The 17,721-nt window shown below is 47.7% G+C and carries 15 protein-coding genes, 3 tRNA genes and 1 pseudogene; 15 read left to right on the top strand and 4 right to left on the bottom strand.

The features are described 5' to 3' along the window. A partial coding sequence (locus tag PRZ02_RS07145) for an ABC transporter substrate-binding protein (protein WP_449465142.1) occupies window positions 1–1,082 on the top strand: 1,082 nt, incomplete at its 5' end. A 9-nt stretch (window positions 1,083–1,091) separates the two neighbouring features. Here PRZ02_RS07145 and PRZ02_RS07140 read toward each other — a convergent pair. From PRZ02_RS07140 to PRZ02_RS07125, 4 genes are all read right to left on the bottom strand, one after another. Further along, window positions 1,092–1,191 (bottom strand) — tRNA-Ser (locus tag PRZ02_RS07140). 62 nt (window positions 1,192–1,253) lie between these two features. Then, window positions 1,254–3,119 carry an arginine--tRNA ligase gene (locus tag PRZ02_RS07135; protein ID WP_449465141.1) on the bottom strand — a complete coding sequence of 622 codons (1,866 nt, stop codon included), beginning with the start codon at window positions 3,117–3,119 and terminating at the stop codon, window positions 1,254–1,256. A 52-nt stretch (window positions 3,120–3,171) separates the two neighbouring features. Beyond that, the gene (locus PRZ02_RS07130; protein WP_449465143.1) at window positions 3,172–3,765 is read right to left on the bottom strand and encodes a 30S ribosomal protein S7; all 594 of its coding nucleotides are present in this window, start codon (window positions 3,763–3,765) and stop codon (window positions 3,172–3,174) included. Window positions 3,766–3,771: 6 nt separating this feature from the next. After that, complete coding sequence (locus PRZ02_RS07125) at window positions 3,772–4,209, bottom strand: 30S ribosomal protein S12 (RefSeq protein WP_449461834.1); 438 nt, start codon at window positions 4,207–4,209, stop codon at window positions 3,772–3,774. A gap of 398 nt (window positions 4,210–4,607) precedes the next feature. On the opposite strand from PRZ02_RS07125, the gene PRZ02_RS07120 reads away from it, so the two are divergent. From PRZ02_RS07120 to PRZ02_RS07055, 14 genes and pseudogenes are all read left to right on the top strand, one after another. Next, the gene (locus PRZ02_RS07120) at window positions 4,608–4,751 is read left to right on the top strand and encodes a hypothetical protein (RefSeq protein ID WP_449465140.1); all 144 of its coding nucleotides are present in this window, start codon (window positions 4,608–4,610) and stop codon (window positions 4,749–4,751) included. Between the two features lie 56 nt (window positions 4,752–4,807). Continuing rightward, window positions 4,808–4,975 (top strand): hypothetical protein, encoded by a 168-nt coding sequence (locus PRZ02_RS07115; RefSeq protein WP_449465139.1) that lies wholly within the window; start codon window positions 4,808–4,810, stop codon window positions 4,973–4,975. Between the two features lie 159 nt (window positions 4,976–5,134). Continuing rightward, complete coding sequence (locus PRZ02_RS07110) at window positions 5,135–5,266, top strand: hypothetical protein (RefSeq protein ID WP_449465138.1); 132 nt, start codon at window positions 5,135–5,137, stop codon at window positions 5,264–5,266. A 232-nt stretch (window positions 5,267–5,498) separates the two neighbouring features. Continuing rightward, window positions 5,499–6,323, top strand: coding sequence for a DedA family protein (locus PRZ02_RS07105; protein ID WP_449465137.1), 825 nt, complete (start codon window positions 5,499–5,501; stop codon window positions 6,321–6,323). A 356-nt stretch (window positions 6,324–6,679) separates the two neighbouring features. After that, window positions 6,680–6,764, top strand: a tRNA-Ser gene (locus PRZ02_RS07100). A 312-nt stretch (window positions 6,765–7,076) separates the two neighbouring features. Next, window positions 7,077–7,934, top strand: a complete 858-nt coding sequence (gene glcT / locus PRZ02_RS07095; protein WP_449465136.1) for a glucose ABC transporter permease GlcT — start codon at window positions 7,077–7,079, stop codon at window positions 7,932–7,934. 5 nt (window positions 7,935–7,939) lie between these two features. After that, window positions 7,940–8,785, top strand: coding sequence for a glucose ABC transporter permease GlcU (gene glcU, locus PRZ02_RS07090; RefSeq protein WP_449465135.1), 846 nt, complete (start codon window positions 7,940–7,942; stop codon window positions 8,783–8,785). A gap of 2 nt (window positions 8,786–8,787) precedes the next feature. Then, entirely contained in the window at window positions 8,788–9,861 is a 1,074-nt protein-coding gene (gene glcV / locus PRZ02_RS07085; protein WP_449465134.1) for a glucose ABC transporter ATP-binding protein GlcV, read from the top strand. A 208-nt stretch (window positions 9,862–10,069) separates the two neighbouring features. After that, on the top strand, window positions 10,070–11,629 hold the full coding sequence (glcS, locus tag PRZ02_RS07080) for a glucose ABC transporter substrate-binding protein GlcS (RefSeq protein WP_449465133.1): 1,560 nt from the start codon (window positions 10,070–10,072) through the stop codon (window positions 11,627–11,629). A 528-nt stretch (window positions 11,630–12,157) separates the two neighbouring features. Next, window positions 12,158–13,630: a lysine--tRNA ligase gene (lysS, locus tag PRZ02_RS07075; RefSeq protein ID WP_449465132.1), complete on the top strand. Its 1,473-nt coding sequence runs from the start codon at window positions 12,158–12,160 to the stop codon at window positions 13,628–13,630. Window positions 13,631–13,672: 42 nt separating this feature from the next. Further along, a tRNA-Glu gene (locus PRZ02_RS07070) sits at window positions 13,673–13,747 on the top strand. Between the two features lie 189 nt (window positions 13,748–13,936). Next, window positions 13,937–15,088: an MFS transporter gene (locus tag PRZ02_RS07065; RefSeq protein ID WP_449465131.1), complete on the top strand. Its 1,152-nt coding sequence runs from the start codon at window positions 13,937–13,939 to the stop codon at window positions 15,086–15,088. A gap of 28 nt (window positions 15,089–15,116) precedes the next feature. Continuing rightward, window positions 15,117–17,267, top strand: coding sequence for a DEAD/DEAH box helicase (locus PRZ02_RS07060; protein WP_449465130.1), 2,151 nt, complete (start codon window positions 15,117–15,119; stop codon window positions 17,265–17,267). Window positions 17,268–17,373: 106 nt separating this feature from the next. Next, window positions 17,374–17,721 (top strand): annotated as a pseudogene (locus PRZ02_RS07055) (hypothetical protein); the annotation flags it as partial.

Below are 17,721 nucleotides of genomic sequence, written 5' to 3'. Positions count from 1 at the left end.
GCATAACCCTCAAGGCAAACCCCAACTACTGGGCAGCCAAGGCCTCAAACGTACCGTGGGTTATCGCGCCCGCTAAAATACCCAATATCATCATAGAGTACGGCGTGTCGCACGCAGATCGGATAGAAGAGTTCGATAACAACGAGGTTCAAATAAGTTACGTCTCCATACCTTCGCTTACTTCTGTCTACGATAATTATGAGTACAAGAGTTACGTGCCTTTCTCGGCCATATTTGAAAACGAGGGGCTTCAGCCCGCTACCAACTACATATCCTTCAATATGCAGGTGTTCCCGACTAACATAACGGACTTCAGGCTTGCCCTCGTCCACGCCGTGAACTACACGGCCATAATAGATGCGATATATCAGTTCAACGGGACATCGTTGGCTTCCATGTACGTTGGGCCAATAACTCCTGGTATGCCCTACTATAACCCTGACAACCTTCCAGTGTACTCGTATAACGCGAGCTTGGCGGAACAGTATTTGGAAAAGGCAGGGGTCCAAGGTCACTTCTACGTCACGCTGCCTAATGGTACAGTCCTTGGTGATCAATCCGGACAACCGCTTCCGCCTCAGGTAATATACACGATATCGCCCGTCACGCCGAGCGTTGAGACGGAGTTCGAGATAATACAGAAGGATCTATCGCAGATAGGTATAAGCAGTTCCCTTTATCCCGTCTCGCCCGCGCTCACGGACACTTGGACGAGCCCTAGCGGCGAGCCAGCCCTTGTGCTTTTGGCTTGGGGGCCAGATTGGCCAGACCCCATATACCAGCAACTCATGGCTCAGACAGATGCCGAGTTCGGCGGCTTGGCCGGCAATCTAGCTTGGATGAATAACAGCGCGCTCCAAAGCATATACGACACGCTGCCTTGGGAGACAAACAGCACGCTCCAGAGGGAGGGCGTGGCAAAGGCTTACTCAATAATTTACGGTCAGGCCCCATACATGTGGTTGCCAACGCCCTATTCCTACTGGCTCAAGCAGCCTTACCTTAAGGGAATTGTGGTCAACCCGTTCGTGGGCTACCGCTACAACCTTATGTATTACTCGAACTACACGTACAAATCGTGATTTTTTGGACGCCGGCGGTGGGATTTGAACCCACGAGGCCCTTACGGGCCAGTGGCTGGCTAGGAAAAGCTCTCCAGGCCACCTCCATCGGCCACTAGGAGACGCCGGCAAGCCGTTTTAAATCAAGCGCTTTCTTTATAAGGGTTGTGCAGCCAGCGACTAACCATGGACCTACATCTTCTCCGGGACATCGATACCTAAAAGCCTCAGGCCCGACCTTATGGACACGCTGATGCCTCTTGCCAGCGCTAACCTTGCCTGAGCGGTTTCAAGTTCCGCGTTTAATATGGGCACGCGAGCGTAGTACGAATTGAATGCGTTTGCTATGTCCATTAGGCGCGTGGCGAGTGCTTCGACGTGAAGCGTGTCCGCCGCGTAAGCGGCGGTGTCGGGAAGCATTGAGCACAACAAGATCAGCCTTTGCTCGTCTACGTCTGTTAACTTGCGAAAGTCCGGCTTTTCGCTCTCCGGTATCCCGCGCTTCTCGGCCATCATGAGAAGGCTTCTGGCCCTAACGGCCGCATATTGTATGAAAGGAGCTGAGTTCTCCTCAAAGTTCAGGGCGCGCTCAAGCTGGAACTCGACCACCTTCTGCGAGCTGACCGACAGAAGTGCGTACTTCACGGCCCCTATCCCTATGGCCTCTGATGACTTCCTTAGGGTTTCGTCATCAAGGTCAGGATTCCTTTTCTTGACCTCTTTTTCAGCTAAAGATATGGCCGACGAGATCACCTCGTCGAGAGTGACGTACGACCCATAGCGACCAGCCATCTTCCTTCCGGGCAGCCTGACCATCTCGTAGGGCACGTGATGGATGAAGGGGGCCTTCGGGTGATTTATGGCGTAAAGCGCGAGCTTGACCTGGAGCTGCGCCGTGCTCTGCTCTGCTCCAACCACGTTATAAACTTCGTCTGCCTGTGACAGCTTCCTTATGGAGTAAAGGATGTCCCTTGTTTGATAAAGAGTTGTGCCGTCACTCCTCAAGAGGACAAGCGGCGGTACCTCTCTTATGGGCGAGTCAGGCTTAACCGATTTCGCTTCCATAACTGCCTTACAATCTATTGCCAGGACTCCCTTGTGAGTTATGGCAAATGGAGAGGAACGGAGGGCTGCGATCAGGGCAGTTATCTCTTCACCGTTTGCGAGATCGCTCTCCCAGTCCCATTGGTCAAAGCCTATTCCAGTGTCACCTAAGGTCTCCTTGAATCCAGAAAGGGCTGTTTCCACAAGCCCCCTTACGAGCTTTTTTACCTCTGGGTCGCCGGTTTCCATACCTCTTAGCATGCGAGAGATCTCCTTCTCCCAGTCCTCAGCGCTTAACTTCGAGAGCCTAGAGGTTATCTCGTCGAACTCGCTGGGCAGTTTCTCCCTCAGCGTTTCCGCGTATCCGGCCAACTCATCCTGCTTTTCCACTAGCGATTTGTAATCGTCTACGGCCTCTTTCAGCTTCGCGCCCACCTCAGCCAGTTCGTACATTATGTTAGCTACCGCGTAAACGAAGCCCACCCAGTGGTCAGGCTTTATGCCCTTCGGCATGAGGGGCGCTGCCTTATATCCTACTGACGCTATCATAACTTGAAGCCCCATGTCATCAACGTAGAAGTGAGTCGACACGTTGTGCCCTCTTGCCCTCATGAGCCTTGCCATGGAATCACCCAGAAAAGCGTTCCTGGCATGGCCTATGTGCATTGGATGCAGCGGATTTGCCGACGTGTGCTCGATTATTATCTTTTTACCGGTGGTCTTAAGGGAGGTGTATTCTTCTCCTCTTTCGCTGATCTGTTGATATAGGAGAAGGCCTAGAGCGGGGATGTTGGCCTTGAAATTAAGGTAGCCATTTTTCAGCGCAACATCCGCTATAAGCCCGGTTGGAGGAGTTAGTTCGAATTTCTTTTCCTTGAACTCGAAAAGGGGAAGTGCCAGATGTCCAAGGTTTATGTTTGGGGGAACCTCAAGCCGTTGTTCACGTTCCTTTATTCCGAGGCTTTCTAAGTATTCTAAGACTTGATTTTTGAAGGCCCCGAAAGGAGAGCTCATACACTTCCCTTTTGCAAGGATATAAGATTTGAGCAGGCGTTAAAAAAACCGTTTACCTTGCGGCCATGGCTATCTGCTCTTCTTCGTGCTTTGCCCTTATCGCGAAGCTCCTGGCGTCATTCTCCGATGCAGCTATTATCTCGTCTGCGAGGCATTCATCGATTGGCTTTGGACTGGACTTTGCGGCCTCCCTTGCCCCCTCCGTTAGGTTCCTTAGGGCCAGGTCAAGCTGCCTCATAGGGGATACGTCCACCGCGACCCTGTACCTTATGCCGCCGTGAATTATCCTGGTCGTACCCTCAAGGATCGCTGCATTTTCTATGGCCCTCACAAGCACCTCAATCGGGTTCTTGCCGGTCTTTGCCTCTATTATGTTGAACGCCTGATACACTATGGCCATCGCTATTTCCTTTCTTCCTCCCATGCGGCCATGGCGCATCATGTCGTTTATTAAGCGCTCGACTACGTGCACGTTTTCCTTTCCAAACCTAGAGGATGAATGACGCCCGTAACTGTGCGGTATGTATATGGGGGAGAGATTCAAGTACCTGGCGAGTCCCTTGTTCTTTACGTCTATGCCTATGACATCCCACTTTCCAAAGAGCTTTGGAACGGCAAGGGATGTTTCCTGCTTTTGTTCGCTCAGTTCGAGTCACCTCACGGGCTTCTTCTTCTTCCCTATGAGCAACTGCCAGAGGTCGATGCCGTTGACCTTGGAGACGCGCCACCTCACGCCTGGCAAGTCGCCCATGGACCTCCCGCTTGAACCACCAATTCCCTCAACTATAACCTCATCGTGCTCATCTATAACGTTAAGGCTTCCGTCCCAGGGGACAAAAGCGGTTATCTGCTTTCCGTTCTTTATGAGTTGAACTCTCACACATTTTCTAACAGCGGAGTTAGGTTGCCTAGATTCTACTCCTACCTTTTCCAGCACGATTCCCCTGGCCTGAGGAGAGCCTCCAAGTGGGTCGGTCTTGTAGCGAAGGCCGCTTAACCTGCGCTGTACTCTCTCCTTACTCCAGAGGAAGTGCCTCCTGTTCCTCACGAGCTTCCTCGCTGCAAAGAGACCATTTGGTGAATTAGCCAACTTTCAGTAAATAAAGACTCAGCCCTTTAACCCTTTCGTTGATGGTGGATTGTTGCATGATTTCAGAAGCACTTTCAGCACGCGGAATAAGTAGTGGTTAGAGCCGTAATGGTATGGTCATCAAGAGCTCTAACCACTGGGATAAATCCTCCGGCAAGGAAAATAAGCCTAGCCCTAAACGTGATTGGCACGCCTACAACGAGTAGTTGTAAGGGGGCGAGTTCCTTCTCGATATCAGGATCTTCAAGCACTGGAAGAGGGAACTGAAGAAGGCCAACAAAAATAAGAGAGGAAGGCCCTTCCTCTACCCCGCCTCTTTTGTAAGGTGGCAGGCAATATGGCCCAGGGTTGACTACCGCGGGTTAGAGGGAATAGCGCGCCGCCTGAAGGTCTTTCACATGATCCCCAGGGCTGACGATTACACGACCGCCTGGCACAGGATATCCCAAACGATCCCAGAGATAAGGCTGCCGAGCGCCAACGAACTTGAAATCGCTGCAGACGGCACCGGGTTGAAACTGGAAGCGCTGGCGAGTACTTAACCTACAGGTACGGAAAGCCGGGAAAGCGCAAGAAGCACGTCGTCCTGGTCATAACGGTGGACGTTAGGTGCAAAAAGCTGTTAAGCGCCGACGCCTACATCGAGGGAAGGGGCCATTCGGAAGCAAGGACGGCCGCCAAGATGCTCGCCGATGTCAGGAAGAAGGGGAAGACCGTCAAGAGGTTCCACGACAAAAGCTTACGATGCCAACCTGGTCTTCCTTAAGGGACGCGGAGAGCGCCGTTAAAGGACGAACGCGATCACTTACCGTTCCCGCTTGAGAGAAGAAGGGATGAGATTAGGAAGTACCATTCCCTGGGCTACAAGAGGTGGAAGGAGCAAACGGATTACGGAAGGAGGTGGGCCGTTGAGGGCTTCTTTCGGATGAAGAGGAAGTTTGGCGAGGACCCTACCGCTAGGAAGCCCCAAACGCTCATTGCAGAGGCAGTGCAGACGGCTTGGGCCTATGATGCCATGGCCTGCCACGCGAGGGCAAGGCCGCGAAGGGGTAAGTGAAAAGTGAAAAGAAGCGAAATCCCGTCGCCCGGGATTTATGCAACAAAGCGGTTGATGGCCTTCGTTTGCCGAACGGCACTGACAGAGAAACGGCGAGTCATCTTTTATGGGTATGGCAACAGGCAGCGTTAGTGGACAGCCAGCTTAGGGGTAAGACGAGGGGTCGTTTTGAGATAAATAACAGGGGTTGGCCTATTGACAACGACGACCTTAAAGCCTCCTTATGTTTATCGTGAGGCGGAAGAGATCGACTTCTGGTAACGACGAAAGTTATACTTCAAAGTATCTTCACTACGCGTTCGTCATATCTATATTAGCACTTGTCGTATCTGCTGTAGGTATCTTTAATGGCTACTTGCGTGCTATCGACGTATCGGCTTACATATCCGAACAAAAGAAATCTCTTTCTTTCTTAAGTTCTACTGGTTACGTGGGAATGTTTTTCATTTTCGATTTCTCAACGATTCCGGTTTATGTGCTGGTACCTTTCTATGGTTACCTGTGTTACATAGGGGATTTTAGTCTGCGCCTCACGTTCATCACGATGACAGCTTCTGCTCTTTTTCTTGACGAGGTTGAGTACTTAAGCGGCAGGTTCGTAGCTCGTTCGATTTTACGGAGAGTGCTGGCGCACTTCAAGGTCGGTCAGAAGCAGCTGGAAAAAGCACAGATATGGATAGAACGCCACGGGCCCTTTTCTGTATTCATGTCGGCGTTCTTTTTAGAGCTCGGAGATGCGACGTCGCTAGCCGCTGGAACGCTCAAGATGAACATTGTTAAATACACTGCAGCCAGTCTGGCCGGCGATGCCTCACAAATAGCACTTCTCCTTTATTTGGGCTATGCTGGCTTGAACGTATTGAAGCCGTCGCTAGATTACGCTTACCGTTACTGGTTTATGCTTGCGATGTTGTGCTCGATCGGTTACGTTGTTGCATATATGAAATTAATTCGGAAAAATCAAAGTAGGCGATTGGTTGACTTTTTGGAAAAATGGAATCTTAAAATTTTTGTGCGATTTCTGAGAATTGGGAAGATTAGATTTTCTTTCGGGTAAAATTAATTTATATCACGATTTTCTGTAATGGAGATCGGGCTAATAGGAGATCAAGCTAACGATTTTCACGACTCCTTCATAAGATAGAATAAATGAAATCCTGCGCTTCCTGAGAGCCGTGAGCAGATTGATGGACTTCCTTCGAGTTATCCGGGAAAGCAGCTAAGAGCGCATTGCTGCACGATCTGGAATCCGATTATGAATTTGCTTATGAATTTTGTGAGAAGCTAGATTTCATGAGGAATTTTCTCCGCTAGTTCTCCTTATTAAGGATATTGACCGTGAAAGATTCCTTGAGATTTATGCGGCGAGGTGGTTGAAAGAAAAAGGTTAAATTCGTAGTTTAGCAATTTAGCGCCGGGGTGGCCGAGTGGACAAAGGCGGCAGCCTCGAGAGCTGTTGGTCCTCCGGGCCTCGCGGGTTCGAATCCCGTCCCCGGCGCCGCCACGGGAGGATAGGTTATTGATTTTAATATGCTTAATATGAAATTTATTTCAATAACTAAATTTACACTGATTTAAACTTAATATTTGATGTTGTGCTCACTAATCAAGTATGTTGCATTTTTTACGTGCTTTTGTAGTAAAGTTAAAGCGTGCAGATTCGTTGGAAGTGGATTATAGTCGTGTCTTAGGGATGATCTATAATTATATTCGAATTATTTAGATCAGTAACTATAAATATATCGATTATTAACTTATTATTACAAAATTTATACTCCGAAACGCTTAAAAAGATGGAAACATAATTCTTATGGATAAGCAGGATCATTTGTTAGTGGTTCCGATAGGAATTACGGCAGCAATCTTGATTTATCTTGTAGCTTGGAATGTATATATATCGCTGACCAACTGGTCCCTGCTTAATCCTGTACCTAAGGTAACGTGGCTTTACTCATATTACGAAGCTATGAAGGAAGCTATATTTCTTCAATCTTTGGCTCACTCATTCGAACTTTCGATAACCGTTGTTGTTGCAGGAGATCTGCTGGGAATCCTTATAGCGTGGCTGCTTTATGAAGTTGGCTCTAATACTGCTCGCTCAGTTTTCTTATCTATATTTATCTATCCTTTGGCAATAGCTATGGCCGTAAGTGCAATTATCTGGATGTGGCTTTATAATCCGACGATAGGAATAGATTGGTTGCTTGCTAAGGTGGGGCTCCCGGAGATACCTTGGTTGAGTGCTGGATGGATGGTCTTTCCTAGCGTTGAGATTCTGTCGGTCTGGGCTTATGCGGGCTTAGCTGTCATCTTCTTTCTTGCCGCGTTTATGGGAGTAAATCCATCATTGGTAGAGGCTGCCAAAATCGACGGTGCAGGGTCGTTTAAAATATTACGGAAGGTCTTATTGCCTAATTCCTTAAGTGGGTTTGTTGTAGCTACAGCTATGTTGTTTCTATTCTCGTTTAAGGAGTTTAGTGGCCCACTAATAATATCTGGGACCCCGGTAGCCACTTATACTACCACGATGGTTACATATCTGTATTATCTGTCTACTGTAGAGTTTTTTGCCGAATCGTCTGCAGTTTCAACAATTGTGATAATAATTGCCACGGCTGTAATCATTCCCTATGCCTTGTACATAATTAGAAGGTTTATAAGGGGGTGAAGAGTATGGATGGATATAAAAAGGTTTTAACTTATGTTATCCTAATTATATTGGCGGTCATATGGCTTATTCCGGCATATTCAATGGCTGTTGATGGGTTCAAATCAAACTTTGACGTGCTTATAACGCCTGTTCTTATGCCTCCATTGCATCCTACTTTGTCAGCATATGGGGCAGTGATTGGTACCCTAGAAGGAGCCATTCTAAATAGCGCGATCGTTTCTCTGGTCGTCGCCGTGGTTGCTGTATTCTTTGGCTCGATGGGAGCATTTTACTTTTATACGTTAACTCTATCATATAGCAAAACGTTGACCCTAGTGGCTGATGCTATATTTGCTCTAATTAGTCTTGCAACTTTTATCCCATATCAATCAGTGCTAATGCCATTGACCAAGTTCATAGTGGATATCGGAGGTCTCGATAATTATTACGGATTAATAGTAGCGTTCCTGATATTTTATTTGCCTATGGCAGCACTTTTAATGTCGATATTTATCTCAAGTATTCCCAAACATATAGTCGAAGCTGCAAAGATAGATGGAGCCAGTTCGTTCAGGATCTTCATGTATATAATTCTTCCTATCATGATCCCCGCTCTCCTCTCAACTTTCATCTTCGTATTTGTTGAGATTTGGAACAACTTCTTTATTCCCCTCATACTTTCTACGACGCCGTCAATGAGGCTTGTTCCAGTAGCGGTAAGGCTGTATTCCGGTGGTTATGGTGTGCTTTATAACGAAAGCTATGCGGCTTCGGTCATAGCGAGTATCGTCCCCCTGGCGATCTTCGTATTCCTGGGACGGTACTTCATAAGGGGGTTATTAGCTCTAGGCGGTAGTAAAGGTGTTTAAAAATGTCTAAAATAACTGTTAGGAATGTCGATAGGGTCTTCAGAAAAGGAGAAAGAGAAGTAGTTGCCTTGAAGAACGTGACCTTCGAGATAAAAGAGGGCGAAAGCTTTGGCATTTTAGGACCGAGCGGGGCTGGCAAAACAACGCTGCTGAGAATAATGGCTGGGCTTGACGTCCCAACGAAGGGCGAAGTGTACTTCGGGGATAAAATAGCGGCAAAGGATGGAAAATTGTTGTTGGAGCCAAAAGATAGGGACATAGGATTTGTTTTTCAGACGTGGGCATTATATCCAAATATGAGTGGATATGATAACATAGCGTTTCCATTAAAGAACATGAATTTGGATAGCCAAGAGATACATAAGAGGGTAAGCGATATCGCTAATACGCTTGGCATCACCCAAGTACTTGACCATTACCCTAGGGAGATGTCGGGCGGCCAAATGCAAAGGGTCGCGTTGGCTAGGGCCCTTGTTAAAATGCCTTCAACGCTATTTCTGGATGAACCCTTTACAAACTTGGATGCCAGGATCAGGGACGGAGCTAGGGCCTTGGTTAAGGAGATTACGAAGAAATTCAACATCACAACAGTAATAGTGAGTCATGATCCAGCGGACATTTTCGGAGTCGCTGAAAGGGTTGGGGTTTTGGACCGTGGATACATGGTCCAGATCGGTAGCCCCACACAAGTATATGATAGCCCAGTTTCCGTTACTGTGGCGAATCTGATAGGAGAGATAAACGAGCTTCAAGTAGCCGTTGCCAGCGAAGAGAAAAAGCTGGCTATAGGTAAACTTTCGTTGGATTTACCTCCGGGTCTTTCTGGAAGCAAGGTTATAATTGGCATAAGACCTGAAGATGTGATTGCCTCAAGGGAACCTTTACAAATTAGTGGTCTTGAGTTACTAGACAAGGCCCGCTTCAGTATATTAAGTTATCAGGGAGGACACTTCAGGTTAACTCTTGAACTGAAAAGCGACAATCAGCAGATCTTTACTTATGTGGATCAGCCTATAAAGGGAGATGAGTATTACGTCTACGTGCGGAAGGAAAAGATAAAAATATTTAGTTCTTAAGCGTATTAATTCTTGTCTGGGGAAAGAGCAATCATTTTGACCCTTTTATGGAAGAAAGTTTTGCCTTGCTATTTAATTTTTGAATGATAATTTATATCAGATTTATTTTACTCTTAATTTTTTAAAGCTATGATTGTCTTATGATAAGAATAGGAGATCTAATATCGTTACATAGTTCAAATATTATATCGCATATGAATATACTACTTTGACTTATGGAAATCCGAAGTCCTTAAAAGGTGATGGGAATAAACTAATGGAAATGTCATCTGGTGTTCCGCCTGAAAAACCAGTTAAGAAGCGGTCTAGTACTACACTGATAATCGCAGTAGTAGTTATAGTGATAGTAGTAGTTGCGGGAGGAGTTTCTTATTACGAGTTCTTCTACCCGAAACCGGCTTCAACGATAACTTTCTATACGTGGTGGTCGGCAACAGGGGTTGTAGCTATGAATCATCTTTTCCCGTATATAAAAAGCCAGACAGGTATAACTATTGAAAAAGAGATTTCTCCAGGTGGCGGTGGAGTTAACGCAAAGTATGCGATACTTGCTTTGATCGAGGCCGGCAAGCCGCCAGCTATGTTCCAAACGCATGGTGGTCCTGAGATGTTGAGTTATGTATTCATAACACCTAATGGGGTTAAGGGATTCGTGAACTTTACGCCATATCTCTCGCAGTGGGGAGTCACGGCTGCCATGATACCCGCCACCTATGAGGGTATAGAGTTTAATGGTACAGCGCTTTCATCGCCAAGCAATGTTCACCAGGGGGCCCAGCTCTTCATGAATCTGAAGATACTTAAGGAGTATGGACTGCCGATACCTAACAACATACAGACCTTAATGTACGATACGGTTCAGCTTTACAAGCATGGAATACCGGCTTGGGAGATACCATACGGAGATGGCGGCTGGGATCAGCTGAACTTATGGGAAGATATATTTCTTGCGTTAGCAGGTCCGAAGCTCTACAATGAGATAACGTATGGTACAATTAACCTGTCAGATCCTCAAGTTCAGGCTTTGATAAATGAGACTGATAATTATTTCGTGAACCTTACAGCTCCTCAGTACCAGATGCCGGGAGAGCAAAGCATAGCTTGGCAAACCGGGATGGCTGATCTGGTTGAGGGGAAGGCGGTCTTCACTGCTAACGGCAACTGGCTCGTTAACTATGCCTACGATTTCACTAACGTGACCTGCTACCCAGCTATAGCTCCTTACACCAGCTGGAGTAACATATCACTGATGGGAGAAGACTTCCCAGGAACGCAAAACTACTTCGCTATAGTTGTCGACAGCATAGGGGTTCCCATATCCTCTGAGACAAGCCAGGCATTGAAGGCGGTTAGAATTTGGTCATCATACAAGGGTAGCGAGTTATTTGATACGTGGAAGGCATCGCCGTTCTATGAAAACGCCACGTATAGAATGACGACTCCTGCTTGCGATTACAGTTACCAGCTTCTGAAGAGCACGCCTGAAAACGATATGGTATACCAGCTATCCGATGGAGGCGTTTTTGACGATGTCATGGAGACTCTGGATAGTGCTGCGCTAACGCTGATGGAAACCGGTCCTACAGGGATTTCAGCATTTAATAGGCAGTTTGCCTCAGCGATGCAGGAGGAGCAAGCCGAATGGCTAGAAGCCGCTAAACTTGGCCTAGGCTATTTGGGCAGTTTTGGTCATCCATTTGCAGGATATTATCCGCCATGGGTCAACCCGACTAATGGACAGTATATATATTCGTATAAGCCTAGCTGATATCTAATAAACCCGAGTATAATTTTTTGATATACTTTATTTATATAATGTTTTCAGAATATTTTGCGACTGTAATTTTAATATCGAAATAAACTTGTTCAATAAATAAACGAGATAATATGTTTCTATGGCTTTATATAATTTCTGGTACTGGTTAAAGAGATCATGAAATTAGGAGAGGTTTTATATATAAGGTATAAGCGGCACGCGCTGGCAAGTATAGCCTAATTCGATCGAATTAAATTAAGGTACTGATTGTACCAAATCATATTATAGAATTGCGAAAGATCATCGTCTCGTTTAAGGGGAAAACTGAGGGGAGCAGAAATACAGTGATATTATAAGCGTTGACTACAGAGACAGGCTCAGCCCCATTAATGCATGTCCCCGGGATTCGTTGCTTGAATGCAGCAGCTGTGAATTTAGAAGGAGGAAAACTATAGCGGGAAGGTGTGGGTAAACATTTGTATGGCGTATACGATACAACCACAATTGTTATTAGCTTCCTGCTTAACGTCATCGTGTACGTTGAGTTTAGAAGCCCAAAGCTGGATTGACGATCTTGCTGAAAAGGTGATGAGCCGGCCGGGTAAGCATGTTATAGCCTCAGCCATAACCACGAGCGGCCCCACACACCTTGGAACGGTTGAGGAGTTCTTCTTTCCGTCTGTAATAACAAACAGGCTAAAGGAGATGGGCGATGATCCTGATTTCATATTTATAGGCGATATAATGGATGCCTTTGACTCGGTTCCGAATGGAGTGCCTGGAGATCTAAAGCCTTACCTTGGAAAGCCGCTTGTAGACGTGCCCGATCCTTACGGGTGTCACTCAAGCTATGGCCAGCACTTTCTGGACGACACGGTTTCCTTTATGAATAAGCTTGGCGTTTCACCTAGGGTTATTCCCGTTATTGAGCTTTACCAAGCGGGATACTATGACTCGTATGTAAAGATGTTCTTTGAGAGGCTTCCAGCTGTTAGGGAGATTCTAAGCGTTACGTCATTGAAGCAGTTGCCCGATTCATGGATGGACATAGTGATGCCGGTATGCGAGAAATGCGGTAACATAGCGACCACTAGAGTTACCGGTTTCGATGGCGACTACATATACTACGTTGATGATAAGGACGTGGGATACGCTAAGGGATGCGGTCACTCTGGAAAGATACCGATTAAGTCTCACAAGTGGAAAATGGCTTGGCGCCTAGACTGGCCTACCAGGCAGGCCTTTCTTGGAGTTACGCTTGAGGGGGCAGGCAAAGACCATCATACTAGGGGTGGTAGCTGGGATACGGCCGAAGCTGTCCACAAGCAGCTTTTCGGCAGAGAGCCTCCCTTGACTTATCGCTGGGGCTTCGTGCTGCTAAACGGTAGAAAGATGAGTAAGTCTCAGGGGGTGGGATCCCTTTCTATCCTCATGAAATACCTTCCGCCCGAAGTACTCAAGTACTTCCTGCTCCGCGTCGACATAGAGAAGGATAAGAACTTAGACGATTCTGGTGAAGGTCTCATAAGACTTATCGAGGACTTTGAGGATAACCTCAAGAAGCCAAGAGACGAGAAGAAGAGGCTTGCGATACACTTTTCAAGTCCTTCGCCTTCTTGGAAGGTGCGCTTTGTCTCGCTATTGCTTGCATACGAGCTTGAGGGCAATTGGGAAGGCGCCAAGAGGCGCGTAGGCCTCGATGACGATTATTTAAGGCCTTACGTGGAAGCGTGGGTTAAGAGTGATAAGCTTCCTGAGGAGTACCGGATAGTGTACAGACCAAGGAAGGCCGAGGGCATAGCTTTAGAGTGGATAAGGTCGCTTACGGGCAACGAAAGCGGAGCCGAGGCATCTCAAAAGCTAAGGGACATATCAAGCGCAACTGGCGTGCCCATCGAAGAGGCGTTTTCAAGCGTTTATGAGAGCCTCATAGGTAGGAAGAGCGGGCCGAGGCTTTCATCGCTCATAGACGTCTTAGGGCTGAAACGCATAATCGAGGATCTAAGGGATTGAAGCCCACCTCAAAAACCCTTTAAGTGCGTTACGTTACACCATGCCTCGGTAGTCTAGACCGGACAAGGATAGCGGCCTTTCGAGCCGCGGACCCGGGTTCAAATCCCGGCCGAGGCAAAGTTTTGGTTATGGGCGTTTTGGTGCTTTCTTGTTGTCATCCTCTGCGTGAGAGTGCTAAGTTGTCGCCTTTGCGACTTCATTTTATGTAAAAAACGAGATAATGCGCGTAAAGCCTTCTTAAGAGCTCTGATTGAAAGCGCCGTTAATGGCACTGGGAAGGCTTTTACGAGCTATTTCGATTAGCACATGATGAGGTCGCAGCTAATATTAGCGGTGATCTTTATAGTGCTGATCACCTTTGCCTTTAGGGCAAGCAACAACATGATGGTAACAACGGTACCGCTCGTGGCTAAGTACGACTTTGACCTGAGCGCCACCGAAATTGGTCTGCTTTCAAGCGCGTTCTCATTGGCGTCGTTTACGGCCACGCTCTACAACTCTAAGATATGCGTGCGCAGGAGAAGGGTTTACTTTATGGGAGCTAGCATTGCTTTTGCGATATTGCTTCCCCTGTTCTATTTGGCAACGCCTATAACCATATGGCTTCTATCGGTGCTTGCTGGTTTTGTCATGGGTCTTCTGATGCCCAACATAATCACGTCAGCTGGGCTGTACGACGATCCAAAGATCAGGGAGAGGGTGCTTGCAGTTTACACGCTTGCGCTCAGCACGAGCCTAGTGGTTGGGCCATCCATAGAGGGGGTGATGCTACTGAAGTTTTCTCTGAAACAGGTTTTTCTACTTTTCCTGCCCCTCGGGGTTTTGGTAGCCTTAATTGCTCCTACAATAAGATTTCCTCAGCTAGAAAGCCGTTCAGGTATTGGTGTCAAACAAGTCACCAGAAACCCTTACTTTTGGACAGCCGTGTACAATAACCTCACCTACAACATCCCATTTGCTATGCTTACTTCTTTTGGAGGGATTTATGCCAAGGACTTCTTTAACGCGAGCTACTCTCAGGTCGAGCTTCTTTTCGCACTTTTCTTTTCCACGTCTTTTTCCATGAGGCTTCTTCTTTCACTAAAGCATTTTGAGCGGCTAATCAACCTCACTTATCTGTCGGTATCGTTAACTATCGCCGGCCTTTTCCTAATGGTGCTATCGCCTAACCTTGCGTTCCTTGCGCTGGCTTTCCTGATACTGGGTTTTCCTCACGGATTTACGTATCCAATATCGCTTATATACATAGGAAGGGGGTTCCGCGAGGAGCTTAGAAACGCTGCTAACTCCCTCTTCTTCTCTGTTATGACCATTATAGGGGTGATCGTTCCAACGGTGGCTGGAATCATGATCGATTCAGTCGGATTTAAGCTGGGGTACCTTGCGCTCATAGCCCCGGTGGCCGCGCTTCTGTTCCTTATATGGCGTAACGTGAAGAGCCTGAAACGAGCGACATAGGCTTATAGTATATGGCTAGGAGTTCATCGTGTACTGGGAAAGGTGGCTTGATCGCAGGCTGGCACAGATAATAGCTTCAAGAGGATATGAGAGACCATATCCCCCTCAGGAGTCCGCACTTGAGGCAGGACTCCTTCAAGGAAAGAACGTTGTCATAACTTCTCCGACATCTAGCGGGAAAACCCTTGTTGCAGAAATAGCCATAGCCCAGAATTATATGAAGGATCCCACCTCAAAGTTCCTTTACCTCGTCCCCTTGAAAGCCCTGGCATCGGAGAAGTACGAGGAGTTCTCAAGGGCTTGGCAGCAGATCGGAATGAAGGTCGCGGTAACCACAGGTGACTATGACTCGAAGGATGAGTGGCTCGCCCGTTACGATCTCATAATAGCTACAAACGAGAAGGCCGATTCCCTCTTGAGACAGAGGCCCTCCTGGTTGGGAGCCGTAAAAGTGGTAGTGGTAGATGAGGTTCACCTCATGAACGACGAGAGCAGGGGACCCACGCTCGAGGCGGTTTTGACCAGGCTTATGAGAGTGCTTCCAAGTGCCCAGATCATAGCGATGTCGGCAACTATAGGGAACGCCGAGGAACTCGCCGGTTGGCTGAACGCTTCGCTTGTGAGCTCGGACTGGCGTCCGGTGCCGTTAAGGATTGGGGTGATGAGAGATGGAAAGGTCGTGTACGATGACGGGTCAGAGCGTGAGGTCTGCGGGCCTAAGGATGAGCCCTCGCATTACGTGAAGTGCTTAGCGGAGGACTCGCTGAAAGCGGGAGGGCAGTTCTTGGTCTTTGCTAACAGCAGGAGAAATGCCGTTAAGCTTGCAAGGGACCTAGCCCCGGTGACCGATAGGTACAGCGGTAACCCTGAGCTTGAAGCCATAGCCAAGGCGATTTCCTCCAGCGATGGAACCGAGCTTGCGAAAGAGCTTGCGGTATTGGTTGAGAAGGGAATAGCTTTTCACCACGCTGGTCTTTCTCCAGAGCAGAGGAACGCCGTTGAAAGCTCGTTTAAGCGCGGTCTGATAAAGGGTATAGTTGCTACTCCGACGCTTGCTGCTGGCGTCAACCTGCCTGCGAGGCGCGTTATTATTCCCAGCATCATGCGGTATGAATCTGGTTTTGGGATGGCTCCCATATCCGTTATGGAGTTCAGGCAACTCTGCGGAAGAGCTGGGAGACCTCAGTACGACAAGGAAGGGGAGGCCATAGCGTTTTTCGATCGCGACCCAGAAGAGTTCTTTGACGTTTACGTGCGCTCTCCGCCAGAACCGATAGAGGGCCATCTACTTCAGGGCGATGAGGTTGAGTTTCAAACGCTGGCCTCCATCGCATCAGGGTATGAGGATACCCTGGATGGCGTTGTGCAATTCTTCAAGTTATCCTTCTCTGGATATAAGGCGAGTTACGATTATGTTGAGGGTAAGGTGAAGTCGTCGCTTGACTATCTTGAGAACGAGGGATTTGTGCGTTTTGACGGGATGAAATATAGGGCGCTCCCGTTTGGAAAAAGGACCGCCGAGCTTTACGTAAAGCCGGCAACGGCTGTTATAATTCGTGCCGTCTTGCGTTCCATGAAGCCAGATTCCTCCGACCTTATGGCCATATTCGCGGTGGCGCTAAGTCCTGACGCGGGGACCGTCAGGGTGAGGGAAAGCGAGGAAGATGATCTCGAGGATGCACTTGAAAGACTGGATGAGGAAATGAGTGATGAGCTAAAGGATCACGTTTACGATAGCGAGGATCCGCTTTCTTCGCTTAAAACGGCACTTGTGCTAAAAGACTGGATGGACGAAGCCGGCATTGAAGCGATCGAGAAGAAGTATGGCGTTCTTCCAGGCGACCTGTACCAGCTTAGGGAGACGTATCAATGGCTTTTCTACGCCGCTTACAGGTTGTCTGCTCCTCTTAGAAGAGGAGGTGCCGGGGAGAAGTATTACAGGCTTTCGGTGAGGGTGAAGGAAGGCATAAAGGAGGAACTGATACCGATGATTGGCCTCAGAGGTATAGGAAGAGTAAGGGCTAGGATACTCTTTGAAAACGGGATTAGGAGCGTTGAGGACTTCCTAAGGGCGGATGACTCCTTTTTGTCTTCGCTGCCGACCTTCGGTCCGGAAATCGTGAAAGGCGCCAAGGAATCAGCGAGAAGTGGTCAGCTAAACCAGGATAGCTCTGAATGATGTTTTTCCAAAAATGAGAGGACTTTGAATTTTTAACAGGTTTAAATCGCGAAGGATTAAAAAAAGGTCGAAACCCTTATATGTTGCTCGCTTTTGCTAAACTAAAATGTCTGAAAACAAGCAAAATCAGAGTGGATCTCAAGGAAAGAAGCCGATCAGCACTTTGCTGATAGCTGTTATAGTGATAGTCATAGTGGTGATAGGCGCAGTGGGATACGTCGCCTACCAACACTATTATGTTCCCTCAAAACCAGTTGCCAAGGTAACGACTAAGACCGTGACCATATCTCCTCCGAATCCGAACACCTTAGTTGACCTGGGATCGATGGGCCAGATATACTCACCTGATGCCCTAGATCCCGCAACTGGTTTCTACGTCGTGGATGAACCGTTCTTCACGGCGGTATATCAGGGCCTTGTTACCTTTAATGGCTCGTCCTTAACGCAGCTAGTT

Origin of the sequence: Tardisphaera saccharovorans (assembly GCF_046635845.1) — an archaeon.
Classification (GTDB): domain Archaea; phylum Thermoproteota; class Thermoprotei_A; order Marsarchaeales; family UBA168; genus UBA168.
The sequence above is the reverse complement of the archived record's forward strand: the minus strand, read 5'-3'. Positions and strand labels throughout refer to the sequence as shown.

Bases quoted from the DNA above. Each gene is read 5' to 3' on its own strand.
- PRZ02_RS07135 (WP_449465141.1), bottom strand. From the start codon at position 3,119: ATGAGCTCTCCTTTCGGGGCCTTCAAAAATCAAGTCTTAGAATACTTA.
- PRZ02_RS07120 (WP_449465140.1), top strand. From the start codon at position 4,608: ATGATCCCCAGGGCTGACGATTACACGACCGCCTGGCACAGGATATCC.
- PRZ02_RS07110 (WP_449465138.1), top strand. From the start codon at position 5,135: ATGAAGAGGAAGTTTGGCGAGGACCCTACCGCTAGGAAGCCCCAAACG.
- glcT (WP_449465136.1), top strand. From the start codon at position 7,077: ATGGATAAGCAGGATCATTTGTTAGTGGTTCCGATAGGAATTACGGCA.
- glcU (WP_449465135.1), top strand. From the start codon at position 7,940: ATGGATGGATATAAAAAGGTTTTAACTTATGTTATCCTAATTATATTG.
- glcV (WP_449465134.1), top strand. From the start codon at position 8,788: ATGTCTAAAATAACTGTTAGGAATGTCGATAGGGTCTTCAGAAAAGGA.
- PRZ02_RS07065 (WP_449465131.1), top strand. From the start codon at position 13,937: ATGATGAGGTCGCAGCTAATATTAGCGGTGATCTTTATAGTGCTGATC.